Source organism: Bradyrhizobium sp. HKCCYLS3013, assembly GCF_051167615.1.
Taxonomy (GTDB): Bacteria; Pseudomonadota; Alphaproteobacteria; order Rhizobiales; family Xanthobacteraceae; genus Bradyrhizobium.
The window spans coordinates 664,705-678,936 of record NZ_JBNPTK010000001.1; the positions used below are offsets into that span (position 1 = coordinate 664,705).

Here is a 14,232-nt window from a genome sequence, read left to right on the forward strand (position 1 = left end):
AGTCCTCCCATCGATATGTGGTTCTCGAGCGCAGCAGATCGCGGCCGCCCGTCTCGCCGGGAGCGGTCCGGGTCGCGTCTCGAGCGCTCCGAGATTGATGCGTTAGCGTGCAGCCGAGATGCGTCGGCTGGCTTCCGGCGATCCTTGCTCCGCAGCCCTGAGATACCAGGCCCGCGCCTTGGCTGCGTCGGGAACGGCACCGAGCAACCGTGATTTCGTCAGTTCGGCCGGGTCGTAGGTGCGCGCGAGCAGGAGGGAAGCGTCCGCAATGCCGGCGTCGGAAAGCCGCGTCAGAATCAGCCGCGCGCTGGCGACGTCGCCCGCGGCGAGCAGGTCGCGTCCGCGCTTCATCAGCCCGTCGACCTCGTCTCGCGGCAGCGGAACGGTCGGGCGGGGCGAGGCCATCGGCAGCGCAGGGGAGGGAGGGGAGACCGCCGGCGCTGCGGCGGCCGGCGCTGGCGACGTCGGCGTCGAGGGCCATGGCCGCATCGCCAGTTCTGTACTGCTGGGAGCCGCGAGCGCGGCGACCGTCTGCGGGGGATCTTCCTGGGCAACCTTGGCTTCCGCGGGATCGATCTGGGCCAGGCTTTCCAGCACGGCGGTCGGCATGATCGGGCTCTTGCTGCCCGGTGTCGGCCCGCCATTCTCGAAGGAGACCATGTTGACCACCATCATGGCGATGGAGGCCGCGATGCCGACGGCGGCACCGATCTTGATGATGCTGCCCAGCCGGAACGATTTGTCCGGATCCTCCGGCGGCAGCGGCATCACGACGGGATCGAGCTTCGCGCTCCAGGCGCGATGCACCTCCTCATCGTCGAGGTCAAGGGCCGCCGGCCGCGCCGGCAGGGAGCTTGGCCGGGACACCAGATGATGCGGCAGGGGCACGCCGTCGGCAGGCGGATCGAACGTCGTCGGGCCGGCCTCCGTCTGGCGGCGGCGCGGCGCATATCTGCGGAGCTCTTCGCTCGCCCAGGGCGGCGCTGGCTTCGCCGGATCGTTCTGATCTGGAGCACTCATCACTAGCCTCCTGTCTCCGACGAACGGGTCGTGGGAGATAGCTTCAGGACGTCGGGCGCGCGCGGTCCAACCGAAGCGCACATGATGCGACATCGGGGACATTGCATCAACGCTTCCGTCGAGACCGACAGGTCCGGTTTCCTTCCGACATGCACGCCATTGTTTTCGCGCGCCCTGGTCACAATCGATGTTGCTTGGTCCCTAAGCTGATCAATGTTCTTGTCGGGAAGGGTGAGCAGGTAAGGCTATTTGATGGAAATTTCCCGGCGCGCCGCATCGGTGATTGCTCGCGATGCGCGAGACCGGGGGCGAGTTCTGCGCTTTGCAGAAAGATCGGGTGGAGTATCTGGATGCCGCAATCCTCTCGACTTTGCCGCGAGGTCAGGGGCTTAGCGGGCCGAGGAGTTGCAGGCGCGCCAGGAAATTCTGCAACTTAGGCGAGAGGTGGGGAAAAACAAATGCGGCCGGACAATGCCGGCCGCATTCACATATCCGATCGATTTTTACTCCGCCGCCAGCGCGACGGACACACAAGCGGCTTCGATCGCAACGGCAACCGACTGGATGATGGCGGCAAAGCGGACGGCGGTCTGGATCGTGGCCGCGGGCACGCCCGCATCCTGCAGGACCTTCTCATGCGAATCGATGCAGGTGCCGCAGCCGTTGATGGCGGACACCGCGAGCGACCACAGCTCGAAATCGGCCTTGTCGATGCCTGGGTTGGCGATGACGTTCATCCGCAGCCGGGCCGGCATCGTCGCGTACTCCTTGTTCGAGGCAAGGTGCACGAAGCGGTAGTAGACGTTGTTCATGGCCATGATCGCGGCGGCCGATTTCGCCGCCGCCAAAGCGGCGGGCGACAGCTGTGTGGCCGCAACCGATTCGAAGGCCGCAACGACGCTCGGATTGCGAGTCGCAATCGCGCAGGCGACGAACAGGCCATATTTGGCCTGCGGCGACAGCGTCTCGTCGGACGCCATGGATGACAGATTGAGCCTGACATCCTTGGCGAAGTCCGGGATCTGGTCCTTCAACTGCTCGATCGACATGATCAGGCGACCTTCAGGGTCTCGCCGCCGACTTCGCGATTGCACGGGCAGAGCTCGTCGGTCTGCAGCGCGTCGAGCACGCGCAGCGTATCCTTCGGAGCGCGGCCGACATTGAGGTTGGTCGCATAGACGTGCTGGATGGTGTTGTCGGGATCGACGATGAAGGTGTAGCGGTAGGCGACGCCATCCGGCGAACGAACGCCGAGGCCGTCGACCAATGCGCCCTTGGTGTCGGCGAACTGCCAGATCGGCAGCTTGTGCAGATCCTTGTGGTCGCGGCGCCAGGCGAGCTTGCAGAACTCGTTGTCGGTCGAGCCGCCGAGCACCACGGCATCGCGGTCCGCGAAGTCCTTCGCCAGGCGCGCGAACTCGGCAATCTCGGTCGGACAGACGAAAGTGAAATCCTTCGGATAGAAGAAGATGATCTTCCACTTTCCAGGGAAGCTGGTCTCGGTCAGGGTCTCGAAGGCGCTCTCGCCCTTCTCCTCCTGCAGATGAAAGCCGGGTTTCACGCCGACGATTTCAAACGATGGCAGCTTGCTTCCAATTCCGAGCATTTTGCACTCCAAGAAAATTATTGCACTGCAATAGCGAGGCGCATTGTGCATTGCAAGCGATATGCCATTCGTTTTTAGTATCAGGGGATTGTCGAAAATCCGGCACTCGGCGGCGCCATGCTGCAAATGCGAGGACGTGCGGCGGGGAGCTTGCAGATGCCGCCCGCTTGGGCGGTTTCGAACGTCGGCTTCGCGACATGGTGGTCCGACATTGAGCGGCGGCAGCCGGAGGGCACGCATCGTTGTCTCGGCAACAGGAGGTTGACGTCCCGCCTGGTCTGGGCGCCGCGCGACCTCGTATTGACGGTCGAGCCGGCGGCCGACGTGCAATTTCTTTGTGCGGCCCAAGTGGCAAAATTGACATTATCGCCTTTGTTGCGATGCACGTTTGACCACGGCGACTCCTGAAGCGGCAGCAAGGCGACAAGCCGTCGGCAGATCACGGCGCGGCACGGCGCAAGGTGTCGCACAGCGCACAGTGTTGTCAGCTTTTCAGCAAATCGCGTCTGTTATTTCGCCTTGCTGCACGACGACCCGACCATAGTCTCCTCTCAGATTTTCATTGGCCTGGGAGGAGTTCATCACCATGAGCGAAACTGTCTCGGCATCAAATGCTAGCGCGAGCCTGTCGATCGACCGACGACGATTTCTGGCGACCTCAGCCGCGCTCGCGGCAGGATGGGGAGCATCCTCGCTGCTCGGAGCCAGGAGCGCGACGGCGGCGGGCCTGAAGACGGTGCGCTTCAGCGAGGCCGTGCACAATCTCGGCTACATCAATCTCTACGTCGGCATGCACGCCGGGATATTCAAGAAGAACGGTCTGGACATGCAGGTGAGCGCCGCCGGCGGCGACACCCAGACCTTCGCCGCAGTGCTCGGCGGCTCGGCTGATTTTGCCATCGGCGACGCGACCATGGCACAGATCTCGCGCGAGAACGGCGGTCCTGGCGTGGTGGTCGGGACGGTGGTGCAGAGGGCGCACTATTTCGGCGTCTCCAAGACACTCGAGCCGATCACCGATCCCAAAGCGTTCAAGGGCCTCAAGATCGTGACCTCGCCCGAGCCGAACACCAACTACAGCGTGGCGAAGCGCCTTCTGGAGAAAGCGGGACTGAAGGTCGGCGTCGATGCGACCATCGTCCCCGTCAACCCCGGCACCGAAATCGCCGCGATGCTGGCGGGCCAGGCCGACATCGCGATCGCCTATCAGCCCAGCGTCGCCGCGGCGGAGGCGCAGGGCGCCAAGGTGGTGTTCGACTTCTCGAACTACATCGGTCCGTTCTGCAATACGGGGATCATGGTGCTGCCGACCACGATCCAGAAGGATCCCGAGATGGTGCAGGCGCTGGTGACCTCGTTCGAGGAAGCCTCGCGCAAGACCTACGCCGACCCCGCTTTCTCCAAGGAAGTCGCACGCAAGGAGTTCCCGGACCTGCCCGGCGAGGTCGTCGACAAGGCGATCGACGCCGAGCTGAAATATCTCATTCCGGCGCAGTCGGTGATGACCAAGACGGACCAGTGGGCGAATTTGATGGAGATGCAGGTCTATCTCGGCAACGCCAAGGGCACGGTGCCGTTCGACCAGATCATCGACAACTCCTTTGCGGAGAAGGCCATCGCCAGCCTCAAATGACCGAGGTGACCGGCATCATACCGGCAGTGCCGGGCGCCGTCGCAGCGTCCGCCCCACCGCTCGTGGTCGAGCACGTGGCCAAGAGCTACGAGCTCGACAGCGGCCGTGCGGTGCCGGTCATCGGCGATCTCAGCCTGACGTTGAGAGAGGGGGAGATCGTCAGCATCGTCGGGCCTTCCGGCTGCGGGAAGACGACGCTCCTGAACACGCTGTGCGGATTGTTGACGCCGGATGCCGGACACATTCGCTGGCATGGCCGCGAGGTCGCCGGCCAGCCGCAGAATGTCGGCTACATGTTGCAGAAGGATCTGCTGCTGCCGTGGCGGACGGCGCTCGGCAACACCATGCTGGGCCTCGAGATCCGTGGCGTTCCGGCCGCCGAAGCGGAGAATCGCTGCCGCGCCTTGCTCGACCAGCTCGGGCTGCACGGCTTTGCCGATCATTATCCGTCGACCTTGTCCGGCGGCATGCGCCAGCGGGTGGCGCTCGCGCGCACGCTCGTCAATGAGCCCGACGTGCTGCTGCTGGACGAGCCGTTCGCCGCACTGGATTTCCAGAGCAAGCTCCTGATCGAGAACGACACGATGGGACTGGTCAGGGAGGGGCGCCGCTCGCTGCTGCTGATCACCCACGACATCGAGGAGGCGGTGTCGCTTGCCGACCGGGTGATCGTGCTGTCGAAGCGGCCGACGCAGATCAAGGCGGTCTACGACATCGCGCTCGGCAGCGCGCGCCGCGACGTGATCTCGGTGCGGCAGACGCCGGGCTTCAGCGACTACGTCCGCAGCATCTGGGCCGATCTCGACGTGGTGCTGCAATGACCGCCGACATCGACGCTGCGCCGGTCCACTCGGCCGCGACGCCGGCCTCGAACGACCGGACCGTCCGCGCCCCGCCATCGGGTCGTCGATGGCTGCGCCTGCGCACCACGCTTGCCGTGCTCGTCACCCAGCTTCTCGTCCTGGCGGCCTTCCTCGCCTTCTGGGAATATGCGACCGGGCAGAACAAGGCCGCCGCCTTCATGTTCGGCTCGCCGTCCGCCATCCTCAAGTTTCTCTCGCAGATGGCCTATGACGGCAGCCTGTGGCGCGACAGCTCCGTCACCGGGCTGGAGACGCTGCTCGGCTTCTTCGTCGGCAACTGCATCGGCACATTGATCGGACTGTCGCTGTGGTATTCGCGCTTCGTCTCGCGCGTGGTCGAGCCGTTCGTGATTGCGCTCGGCTCGATTCCGATCATCGCGCTCGCGCCGATCATCATCATCTGGTTCGGCACCGGGCTGATCTCGAAGGTCGCGATGTCGACTTTGTCGGTCGTGATCGTCGCGCTGGTGACCTCGTACAAGGGTGCCACCGGCGTCGATCCCGACCAGATCAATTTGTTCCGCACTCTCGGCGCGTCCAAGTTCCAGATCTTCCGCAAGCTGGTGGTGCCGGCGTCGCTGACGGACATCTTCGCGGGGCTGAAGCTCACCGTCGGCTTTGCCCTGATCGGCGCGATCGTCGGCGAGTTCATGTCCTCCTCCGAAGGGCTGGGGCACGCCATCTTCAAGGCCGGGTCGCTCTACATCATTCCGAAGGTGTTCGCCGCGCTGGTTGCGACGATCGCGCTGGCGCTGGTTCTGACGTTTGCGGTCGGCAAGATCGAGCGGCTGCTGATGCCGTGGCGGCGGCAGCCGCGATGATGCAACGACGTTGGAGATAGCAGGAGTGATCATGTCAAAGCGCATCGGCAAGGCCGGCAACATCAAATACGCGCTGTCGGGCGACAATGAGTTCATCGCGACCGTCGATCCCGGTGAGATCTTCGTCGTCGAATGCGCGATCAATGTCAACGACGGAACCATCCGCGCGCTCGGCCAGCAACTGGTCGAGAGCGACGTGACGCTGCCCTACGTCAACGGTGCGACTGGCCCGATCGAGGTGCGCGGCGCCAAGCCTGGCGACATGTTGCGGCTCGACATCATTGACATGGAGCTCGACCGGCTCGGCTTCACCGCGCTGTGGCCGGGCATCGGCATGTTTCCGGACTGGGGCCGGCGCAAGGAGTTCGGCATCCAGACCCGCGTCGTCGCGGTCGAGGACGGCCACGTGCTGTGGAACGAGCATGTGAAGCTTCCGGTCCGGCCGATGATCGGCGTTGCCGGGGTCGCGCCGGTGCATGGCGCGGTGCTGACGGTGGACAACGGGCCGCATGGTGGCAATCTCGACGTTCAGGAGATCACCTCCGGCAACTCGGTGTTCTTCCGCGTCAACAAGGACGGCGCGCATCTTTTCCTCGGCGATTGCCACGCCATCCAGGGCGACGGCGAAGCCAACGGCATGGGCGCGATCGAGATCGCCGCGAACCTCACCGTGAAGGTGTCGTTGGACAAGGCGCCGGCGCGGCTGAACCATCCGCGAATCGAGACGCCGACGCACATCTGCACGCTGGGCTGCGCGCGCCCGCTCGAGGACGCGATGCGGATCGCGTTCGAGGAGATGATCAACTGGCTGGAGGACGATTGGAGGATTCCGGCGCCGGAGGCCTACATGCTGCTCGGCCAGGTCGCCGAGGCGCGCTGCACCCAGGTGGTCAATCCGAAATACACCTACATCTGCAAGGTCAACAAGGCTCTGCTCGCCGGCTATCACGGTTGAAAACCGAAACTGATTGAAAGGAGACGATCATGGATCTGGGATTGGCCGGCCAGAGCGTGCTGGTGACGGGCGGCAGCAAGGGTATTGGCCTTGCGATCGCGGAATTGTTCGCCGAGGAAGGCGCCGGTGTCGCGATCTGTGCGCGCGACGGCGACGCAGTCGGCAAGGTCGTGACGACACTTGCGTCGAAAGGCGTGAAGGCGTGGGGGCAGGGCGTCGACGTCGCCGATCCCGTGGCGCTGAAGGGCTGGGTCGACGGCGCGGCAAGGGAGCTGGGCGGAATCGATTGCGTGGTCTGCAACGTCAGTGCGCTCGCCGTGGGCGACTCTCCGGAGACCTGGGAGAAGTCCTTTCGCACCGACATGATGCATACGGTCAACGCGATCGCGGCAGCCATTCCTTACCTGGAGCAGTCGAAGTCGGCCTCGATCGTCATCATCTCCAGCGTGTCGGGCTTTGAAGTCGATTTCGCCGCCGGATCCTATGGCGCGATCAAGGGCGCGCTGATCCATTACGCCAAGGGCCTCGCGCATCAACTGGTCGGCAAAGGCATTCGCGTCAACGCGGTGTCGCCGGGCAACACCTATTTCGAGGGCGGCATCTGGCAGAACATCGAGAATGGATCGCCTGACCTGTTCAAGACCGCAATGGGCTTGAATCCGACGGGGCGCATGGGAACAGCCCAGGAGGTGGCCTACGGCGTCGTGATGCTCGCAAGCCCGCTCGCAAGCCGCATTTCGGGAACCAATCTGATCATCGATGGCGCCCTGACGAAGGCGGTGTAGGTCCGACGAGATTGCCGGTCGCGCTGTTCGACCGGCAGGCGCGGCCGCACCATGCGGCCATGCCGAACCGACGTCCCTAGATGCGCTGGACGGCCGTGAGCGGCCAGTCTCCGATGATGCCGAACCGCTGGCGGGCGTTGGGCTGGCGGAACAACACGATCCGGTCGATCCGGAGCTCTGTCAGCGACAGCGCCGCAAATCTCTGCTGCATCATCGTCAGGATCGGCCGGCGTCGTTCGTCCGACAGCCGGCAGGTCAGCGTCATGTGGAAGCGGAAATCCTCCATGACATAGGGATAGCCCCAGCGATCGAGATGATCGCGCTGTCGTGGTGTCAGCAGGTCCGGCTTGCGCCGTGCACGGTCCTCGGCGGTCATCGGCGCGCGAAACGGCTCGAACGTCCGGACACAATCGGCTGCGAGCTGTTGCATCGCCGGCGAGGGCTCGCCAGGGATCATCGCGACGAAGCCGCTGATCGAGTCCACGATGGGACGAATGATCGGAATGGCGCGCGGCCTTGCCGCGAACTCCGCACAGGCGTCGCGGAGCGAGGCTTCGCTCTGCGCATCGGCCAGTTCGAACGGCGCCTTCAAAGTGGCGTGGAAGCCATATTTGCGCGGGTCCGCGCTCAGCTCGGCCCAGTCGGGAACCGCGCGAACGACTTCTTCCGGAAAGCTCGGCTCGTCGCCGCTCCAGGCGTCGTAACCCAGCAGGCTCGCGCCGAATCCGGCCAAGCCCGTCGTCGCCGCCGGGGCGTAGTAGATCGCGTAGCGGGGCGCATCGACCATGATCTGCTACTCCGCCGCGATGGTGCGCACGGGCACTGCGTTCAGCCGATGGGTCTCGGCCAGATAGACCAGCCGGCCGGACGCGATGACGGCGACGACGCGGGGGCGCAACGGCACGCGGTCATCGACCAGAATGACGTCGGCGCGGCGGCCTTCGGCCAGCGTCCCGCGGTCCGCCAGTCCGGCCGCGCGTGCGGGGCCGCCCGAGATCAGATCCCAGGCGCGTGCCAGCGGCAGAACGCCGTCGGCCGCGAGCCGATACGCCGCCAGCAGCGGCGCTGGATAGTAGTAGTCGGAGGCCAGCACCGAGCAGAGGCCCTTGGCGATCATGTCGCTGGCTCGCGTCCACCCGGTATGGCTGCCGCCCCGAACGACGTTGGGCGCGCCGAAGACGATCGCGTCTCCGCCCTGAGCGGCCTCGCGCGCAGTCTCCTCATTGACCGGAAATTCCGCGATGGTCACGCCCTGGCTGCGAAACGCCTTGCGCATGGCCGGGCTGTCGTCGTCGTGCGACAGCATGCGGACGCCAGCCTTGCGTGCGATGTCGGCCAGCCGCGCGATCGAGGCTGGAACGGCATCCGCGCGAGAGGCGATGCGCGCGACCAGCCGGTCGAACTCCGCGCCGGGCAGGCCGGTGCGGTCGACCATGCGCTGGCGCTTGTGCGGCGTGTCCAGGCTCGCGACCGTCGAGTCCATGTGATCGTTGAAGGCGAACAGGTCGACGCGCCGATCGGCGAGCCACTGGCCGATTTCCTCCTCGTCGTCGAGATTGAAGGTCTCGTGGCGCAGATGAAAGCGCGTGTCGGCCGCGAGCTGCGGGCGCAGCGCTTCGATCGATTCGAGCAGCCGCCGCGCATTGTCGGCGCTGCGCAGGCCCGGCTCCCATGACCAGGTCGTTGCGTGGAAGACCGTGGTGATGCCATTGCTGACGGCCTGGCGGTCGCTGTCGATCAGCGCGACGTCGGTCGGGAAATCGACCCCGGCGCGCGGCATCATCTGGCGCTCGAACGCATCGCCGTGGATGTCGACGATGCCGGGGAGCACGGTGAGCCCCTCCGCATCGAGTTCGAGACCCGACCGGCACCCCGGTGTCCCGATGCCGGCGATGACGTCGCCGGATATGATCAAGGAGGTGTCCACGAGCTCGGTGTCGACGAGGCAGCGGCCCCGCGAGATTGAGATATCGGTCATGGGGCGGCACTCTGCCGTACCGGGACGCGGGCGTCGAGAGCGGCCTCGTATTTATCCAGGAACGCGGTGATCTCGAGCTTGCGGAAATCGGGCAGCGCCGCGCGCAGCGCCTCGTGCTTCCAATCCCACCACGCCAGATCGAGCAGCCGCTGCTCGACCTCGCGCGGAAACCGGCGCTTGACCGGGCGCGCCGGATTGCCGGCGACGATCGTATAGGCCGGAACGTCCTTGGTGACGATGGCGCCAGCCGCCACGACCGCGCCGGTGCCGATGTTGCGGCCCGGCAGCACGATCGCGCCATGGCCGATCCAGACGTCGTGTCCGATCCGGACATGATGCTCTCGCCGCCAGGCGAAGAACTCGGCATCGTCGGGCTCGCCTGGAAAATAGGCGCTGGCGCGATAGGTGAAATGGGCCTGCGTCGCCCGCTGCATCGGGTGGTTGCCCGGGTTGATCCGGGTCATCGCCGCGATCGAGCAGAACTTGCCGACCGTCGTGTAGGTGATCTGGGAATCGTTGACCACGTAGGAGTAGTCGCCCATCGTCACCTCCTGCAGGATGGTGCGGGCGCCTATCTCGCAATAGGCGCCGAGCGTCACGTCCTGGAGCTTGGCCGAAGGGTCAACGGTAGGTTCAATCGAAAGCAGCTTGCCGGCCATCTCGCGTCCTGTCTCTACGCCTGTGAAGGTGTTGGGTCTCCCCTATGACAGAGGCGTGACATCTACATGACTACCGACCGGCATGTGGACGGATGTGGCGCCGCAGTGTTGCTGTCACATAACTGTAGAATCCAGACGTTAGCGATAGGCCAAAGCGAGGCGTCTGGAGAATTCAATGCTGGTGGTGGATGGCCTGACGTGCCGTTTTGGCATGAAAGCCGCGGTCGACAATGCGTCCTTCTCTGTTGCACCCGGCAGCTTCGTCGGCGTGATCGGGCGTTCCGGCGCGGGCAAGTCGACCCTGCTGCGGTCCATCAATCGCCTGAGTCCTGTGAGCGGCGGCCGCATTCTCTTCAAGGATCTCGATGTGACGGCGCTGCGCGGCCGCGACCTGCGGCAGTGGCGCGCGCGCTCGGCGATGATCTTCCAGCAGTTCAATCTGGTGGGCCGATTGGACGTGCTCACGAACGTCCTGATGGGGCGACTCGCCGAAATCCCGTCGTGGCGCTCTCTGGCGCAGCTCTGGCCGGCGGCGGATGTTGCCATGGCGCTGTCCGCGCTCGAGCAGTTCGACATGGCCTCCCTCGCCGCGCAGCGCGCCGATCAGCTTTCGGGCGGGCAGCAGCAGCGCGTTGCGATCGCGCGCGCGCTGGTCCAGAATCCGGAAATCATCTTGGCCGATGAGCCGATCGCCTCGCTCGATCCGCGCAACACCAAGATCGTCATGGACGCGCTGCTGCGCATCAACAAGCATTTCGGTATCACCGTGATCTGCAATCTGCACTCGCTCGATCTGGCGCGCAGCTATTGCGACCGATTGATCGGAATGGCGAATGGTCGGGTCGTGTTCGACGATCTGCCGGCGGCGCTCACCGGCCAGATCGCGCGCGAGCTGTACGATCTGGAGGCCGACGAGGTGATGCCGCCGGCAATGCCCAAAGCTCCCGAATCCGTTCCGGCTGTCGGCAAAGTTGCCGTCGCCTGATTGCCTGCGTGCTGCGGGCGCATCTGTCGTGTCAATCCTGACATCGTCCCCTGAAACTTGAAGGACGTTCCATGATCAATCGTCGTCTCATTCTGGCCGGTTTGGCCGCTCTGTCGTTCGCTTCGTCCGCCTCGGCCGAGGACTGGCGAACCAAATATCCGGAGATCACCTTTGCCGCGATCCCGGCCGAAAACGGCTCGGGTGTCGTCGAGCGTTACACGCCGTTCGTGAACTATCTTTCCAAGGAGCTCGGCGTCAAGGTGACGCTGCGCGTCGCCAATGACTACGCCGCGGTCATCGAGGGCCAGCGCGCCGGCAACATTCACATCGGCTATTATGGTCCGGCCTCCTTCGCCCGCGCGCGCGTGACGGGCGTCAAGACGGACGCTTTCGTGATCGACGTCAACTCGGACGGCTCGAAGGGCTATTATTCAGTGTTCTACGTGCTCGCCAAGAGCCCGTACCAGAAGCTCGAGGATCTGAAGGGCAAGAATCTCGGCCTGGTGGACCCGAACTCGACCTCTGGCAACAACATGCCGCGCTTCAAGATGAGCCAGATGGGCATCGACCCCGACACCTATTTCTCCCAGGTCATCTTTACGGGCAGCCACGAGAACGCCGTGCTTGCCCTGGCGCAGGGAACCGTCGACGTCGCCGCAAACTGGTGGAACAACGGAGATGACTCCAACCTGACCCGCATGCTCACCAAGAACATGGTGAAGTCGGCCGACGGCACGCCGCTGAAGAAGGAAGATTTCCGCATCATCGGCAAGTCGGACATGATCATCAACTCGCCCTACGCCTATCTCAGCGACCTGCCCACCGACATGAAGGCCGCAATCAAGCAGGCCTTCCTCGACGCGGCGAAGAAGGATCCGGAAGCCTTCGCCAAGCTGTCCGACGGCAAGAACAAGCCGTGGGAGGCGATCTCGACGGAGGACTACAACAAGACTGTCGAGCTGATCAAATTCGTTGACTCTCTCCGCAAGAAGGGCTCGTAAGCGTTGCACCGGGCCGGCGGGGGACCGCGTCATCGAAGCCCCGCCGGCCTATTTGCGCTTTGCACCGACAAACATGTCGTCAGCCGTCGCCATCCTGCCTGAACAGCAGCTCGAACCTTTGCAGCGCGCCTACCGCAAAGCGGTGGCGCGCAAGCGTCTGCGTGCCGTCGTCGTGCTGGTTGCGTCCGGCCTCGTGCTGTTCGTTTCAGCCATCGGTTCGGAGGTCAACCTCCGAACGCTCGTCACCTATCTCGGCAACTTCCTCAGCTATTTCGACCGGCTCTTCACGCTCGACGACGGACACCGCGTGTGGACCAACCTGCCGGAATGGCTCTGGGGCCTGCGCAAATGGACGCGGCTTCTCGGTGAGACGATCCTGATCAGCTATGTCGGAACCATGCTCGGCGCCGTCCTGGCGTTTGCATTGAATTTCCTCGCGGCCGAGAACACCTCTCCTGCATCCTGGCTGCGCTTCGCGGTCCGGCGCCTGCTCGAGTTTGCCCGCACGGTGCCGGGCATCGTGTTCGCTCTGATTTTTGTCATGGCCTTCGGATTGGGGCCAATGGCCGGCGTATTCGCCATCGCGATCCACTCCTGCGGTGCGCTCGGCAAGCTGTTTTCGGAGGTCGTCGAAAACGTCGACATGAAGCCGGTCGAGGGAGTCCGCGCGACCGGTGCCGGCTGGCTGTCCTGCATGCGCTTTGCCGTCCTGCCACAGGTCGTCGCAGGCTACACGAGCTACACGTTGCTGCGGTTCGAGATCAACGTCCGCGAGGCGTCGGTGATGGGCTTCGTCGGTGCGGGTGGCATCGGCCAGGAGCTTGTCGTCGCGATCCGCAAGTTCTACTATTCCGACGTCAGCGCGATCCTCGTTCTGATCATCTTGACGGTGTTTGTCATCGACATTGGCACGGGGCTGCTGCGCAGCCGTCTCTTCGGCAGCGAAGGCCGGGCATGATGCGAAAGCTGGACGAGATCGATACCGCCGCGCTGCGATCGCGATACCCAGGCGTGTTCGAGCGGCCAGCGTCCGCCCGTCTGGCGACGCCGCTGGTGGCGGTTGCCGCGATGGGGATCTTCGTGTTCGGCCTCGTCGAGCTCGGCTTCTCGCCGACGAGGCTGTTGACGGGCATCAGTCAACTCGGTTGGATCACCCTGATGATGCTGCCGCCGGATCCCGGCGCGTCGCTTCCGACCTATCTGAAATCGATGGGAGAGACGCTGTCGATTGCCATGCTCGGCACGATGCTCGCGGCCGTGCTCGCGCTGCCCGTCAGCCTGCTCGCGGCGCGCAATATCGTCCCGTCCGCAATCTTCCGCTTTCCGGTACGGCGGCTGTTCGACAGCATCCGCGGCGTCGATACGCTGATCTGGGCGCTGGTCTGGATCAACGTCGTTGGACTCGGTCCATTCGCCGGTGTGCTCGCGATTGCCGTGTCCGACTTCGGCGCGTTGGGCAAGCTGTTCTCGGAGGCGATCGAGGGGGCCGACCGGCGCCAGGTCGAGGGCGTTCGTGCAGCCGGCGGCAGCGCGCTGCATGAGATCCGCTTCGGCCTCCTGCCGCAGGTTCTTCCCGTGATTGCCGGCCAGGTGCTCTACTTCATCGAATCCAACACGCGCTCGGCGACGATCATCGGCATCGTCGGCGCCGGCGGGATCGGGCTGCAACTCGCCGAGCAGATCCGCGTGCTGGAATGGCAGAAGGTGTCGTTCCTGATCCTGATGATCCTTGTGGCGGTGGCTGCGATCGACTGGATCTCGGGCAAGCTGCGCTTTGCGATCATCGGCCGCCGCGCCATCGCTTGAAGGGCGTGGCATCCGAAGGTTGCGATCGTTTGCCTACGAGCGATCAGGGTGCGGCGTCCGCTGTGTGTGCTGCACCCGGTGTCGCAAATCCTTCATGTGCCGCCTTTAGGGGAAGCTCCG

The 14,232-nt window shown here is 64.5% G+C and carries 15 protein-coding genes; 9 read left to right on the forward strand and 6 right to left on the reverse strand.

Annotated elements, in window-relative coordinates; genetic code table 11:
- Nucleotides 1-102: 102 nt before the first annotated feature.
- From ACQR1F_RS03185 to ACQR1F_RS03195, 3 genes are all read right to left on the reverse strand, one after another.
- Nucleotides 103-1,020, reverse strand: coding sequence for a sel1 repeat family protein (locus ACQR1F_RS03185; protein WP_315803652.1), 918 nt, complete (start codon nucleotides 1,018-1,020; stop codon nucleotides 103-105).
- Nucleotides 1,021-1,523: 503 nt separating this feature from the next.
- On the reverse strand, nucleotides 1,524-2,069 hold the full coding sequence (locus ACQR1F_RS03190) for a carboxymuconolactone decarboxylase family protein (protein ID WP_315803651.1): 546 nt from the start codon (nucleotides 2,067-2,069) through the stop codon (nucleotides 1,524-1,526).
- Nucleotides 2,070-2,071: 2 nt separating this feature from the next.
- Nucleotides 2,072-2,626: a peroxiredoxin gene (locus ACQR1F_RS03195; RefSeq protein ID WP_315713058.1), complete on the reverse strand. Its 555-nt coding sequence runs from the start codon at nucleotides 2,624-2,626 to the stop codon at nucleotides 2,072-2,074.
- A 586-nt stretch (nucleotides 2,627-3,212) separates the two neighbouring features.
- Between ACQR1F_RS03195 and ACQR1F_RS03200 the strand changes: the two genes are divergently transcribed.
- The 5 genes from ACQR1F_RS03200 to ACQR1F_RS03220 are packed head-to-tail and all read left to right on the forward strand — an operon-like array spanning nucleotide 3,213 to nucleotide 7,683.
- Nucleotides 3,213-4,259, forward strand: a complete 1,047-nt coding sequence (locus ACQR1F_RS03200; protein WP_434912513.1) for an ABC transporter substrate-binding protein — start codon at nucleotides 3,213-3,215, stop codon at nucleotides 4,257-4,259.
- On the forward strand, nucleotides 4,256-5,080 hold the full coding sequence (locus ACQR1F_RS03205) for an ABC transporter ATP-binding protein (protein ID WP_434912514.1): 825 nt from the start codon (nucleotides 4,256-4,258) through the stop codon (nucleotides 5,078-5,080). The genes ACQR1F_RS03200 and ACQR1F_RS03205 overlap by 4 nt, the downstream gene beginning before the upstream one ends.
- Complete coding sequence (locus ACQR1F_RS03210; RefSeq protein WP_434912515.1) at nucleotides 5,077-5,943, forward strand: ABC transporter permease; 867 nt, start codon at nucleotides 5,077-5,079, stop codon at nucleotides 5,941-5,943. Before ACQR1F_RS03205 ends, ACQR1F_RS03210 begins: the two co-directional genes overlap by 4 nt.
- 31 nt (nucleotides 5,944-5,974) lie before the next feature.
- Nucleotides 5,975-6,898, forward strand: a complete 924-nt coding sequence (locus ACQR1F_RS03215; RefSeq protein ID WP_434912516.1) for an acetamidase/formamidase family protein — start codon at nucleotides 5,975-5,977, stop codon at nucleotides 6,896-6,898.
- Nucleotides 6,899-6,927: 29 nt separating this feature from the next.
- A complete protein-coding gene (locus ACQR1F_RS03220; protein WP_315803647.1) occupies nucleotides 6,928-7,683 on the forward strand; it encodes an SDR family NAD(P)-dependent oxidoreductase in 756 nt (251 codons plus the stop codon).
- A gap of 76 nt (nucleotides 7,684-7,759) precedes the next feature.
- On the opposite strand, the gene ACQR1F_RS03225 is transcribed toward ACQR1F_RS03220, so the two are convergent.
- From ACQR1F_RS03225 to ACQR1F_RS03235, 3 genes are read right to left on the reverse strand one after another with little or no spacing between them, the layout of a single operon-like run.
- Nucleotides 7,760-8,470: a DUF1045 domain-containing protein gene (locus ACQR1F_RS03225; protein ID WP_434886374.1), complete on the reverse strand. Its 711-nt coding sequence runs from the start codon at nucleotides 8,468-8,470 to the stop codon at nucleotides 7,760-7,762.
- 6 nt (nucleotides 8,471-8,476) lie between these two features.
- On the reverse strand, nucleotides 8,477-9,661 hold the full coding sequence (locus ACQR1F_RS03230) for an alpha-D-ribose 1-methylphosphonate 5-triphosphate diphosphatase (protein WP_315803645.1): 1,185 nt from the start codon (nucleotides 9,659-9,661) through the stop codon (nucleotides 8,477-8,479).
- Nucleotides 9,658-10,320, reverse strand: a complete 663-nt coding sequence (locus ACQR1F_RS03235) for a DapH/DapD/GlmU-related protein (RefSeq protein ID WP_315803644.1) — start codon at nucleotides 10,318-10,320, stop codon at nucleotides 9,658-9,660. The genes ACQR1F_RS03230 and ACQR1F_RS03235 overlap by 4 nt, the downstream gene beginning before the upstream one ends.
- Nucleotides 10,321-10,495: 175 nt before the next feature.
- Here ACQR1F_RS03235 and phnC point away from each other — a divergent pair, with 175 nt between their 5' ends.
- The 4 genes from phnC to phnE (ACQR1F_RS03255) all read left to right on the forward strand — a co-directional run bounded on the left by phnC (nucleotide 10,496) and on the right by phnE (ACQR1F_RS03255) (nucleotide 14,112).
- Nucleotides 10,496-11,305: a phosphonate ABC transporter ATP-binding protein gene (gene phnC, locus ACQR1F_RS03240; protein ID WP_316179986.1), complete on the forward strand. Its 810-nt coding sequence runs from the start codon at nucleotides 10,496-10,498 to the stop codon at nucleotides 11,303-11,305.
- Between the two features lie 71 nt (nucleotides 11,306-11,376).
- A complete protein-coding gene (phnD, locus tag ACQR1F_RS03245) occupies nucleotides 11,377-12,306 on the forward strand; it encodes a phosphonate ABC transporter substrate-binding protein (RefSeq protein WP_315803642.1) in 930 nt (309 codons plus the stop codon).
- Between the two features lie 73 nt (nucleotides 12,307-12,379).
- On the forward strand, nucleotides 12,380-13,264 hold the full coding sequence (gene phnE / locus ACQR1F_RS03250) for a phosphonate ABC transporter, permease protein PhnE (RefSeq protein WP_316216980.1): 885 nt from the start codon (nucleotides 12,380-12,382) through the stop codon (nucleotides 13,262-13,264).
- Nucleotides 13,264-14,112: a phosphonate ABC transporter, permease protein PhnE gene (phnE, locus tag ACQR1F_RS03255; protein WP_315803797.1), complete on the forward strand. Its 849-nt coding sequence runs from the start codon at nucleotides 13,264-13,266 to the stop codon at nucleotides 14,110-14,112. Before phnE (ACQR1F_RS03250) ends, phnE (ACQR1F_RS03255) begins: the two co-directional genes overlap by 1 nt.
- The last annotated feature ends 120 nt before the right edge of the window (nucleotides 14,113-14,232 follow it).

Coding starts and splice junctions, on each gene's coding strand:
- ACQR1F_RS03185 (WP_315803652.1), bottom strand. CDS start 1,020: ATGAGTGCTCCAGATCAGAACGATCCGGCGAAGCCAGCGCCGCCCTGG.
- ACQR1F_RS03190 (WP_315803651.1), bottom strand. CDS start 2,069: ATGTCGATCGAGCAGTTGAAGGACCAGATCCCGGACTTCGCCAAGGAT.
- ACQR1F_RS03195 (WP_315713058.1), bottom strand. CDS start 2,626: ATGCTCGGAATTGGAAGCAAGCTGCCATCGTTTGAAATCGTCGGCGTG.
- ACQR1F_RS03200 (WP_434912513.1), top strand. CDS start 3,213: ATGAGCGAAACTGTCTCGGCATCAAATGCTAGCGCGAGCCTGTCGATC.
- ACQR1F_RS03205 (WP_434912514.1), top strand. CDS start 4,256: ATGACCGAGGTGACCGGCATCATACCGGCAGTGCCGGGCGCCGTCGCA.
- ACQR1F_RS03210 (WP_434912515.1), top strand. CDS start 5,077: ATGACCGCCGACATCGACGCTGCGCCGGTCCACTCGGCCGCGACGCCG.
- ACQR1F_RS03215 (WP_434912516.1), top strand. CDS start 5,975: ATGTCAAAGCGCATCGGCAAGGCCGGCAACATCAAATACGCGCTGTCG.
- ACQR1F_RS03220 (WP_315803647.1), top strand. CDS start 6,928: ATGGATCTGGGATTGGCCGGCCAGAGCGTGCTGGTGACGGGCGGCAGC.
- ACQR1F_RS03225 (WP_434886374.1), bottom strand. CDS start 8,470: ATGGTCGATGCGCCCCGCTACGCGATCTACTACGCCCCGGCGGCGACG.
- ACQR1F_RS03230 (WP_315803645.1), bottom strand. CDS start 9,661: ATGACCGATATCTCAATCTCGCGGGGCCGCTGCCTCGTCGACACCGAG.
- ACQR1F_RS03235 (WP_315803644.1), bottom strand. CDS start 10,320: ATGGCCGGCAAGCTGCTTTCGATTGAACCTACCGTTGACCCTTCGGCC.
- phnC (WP_316179986.1), top strand. CDS start 10,496: ATGCTGGTGGTGGATGGCCTGACGTGCCGTTTTGGCATGAAAGCCGCG.
- phnD (WP_315803642.1), top strand. CDS start 11,377: ATGATCAATCGTCGTCTCATTCTGGCCGGTTTGGCCGCTCTGTCGTTC.
- phnE (WP_316216980.1), top strand. CDS start 12,380: ATGTCGTCAGCCGTCGCCATCCTGCCTGAACAGCAGCTCGAACCTTTG.
- phnE (WP_315803797.1), top strand. CDS start 13,264: ATGCGAAAGCTGGACGAGATCGATACCGCCGCGCTGCGATCGCGATAC.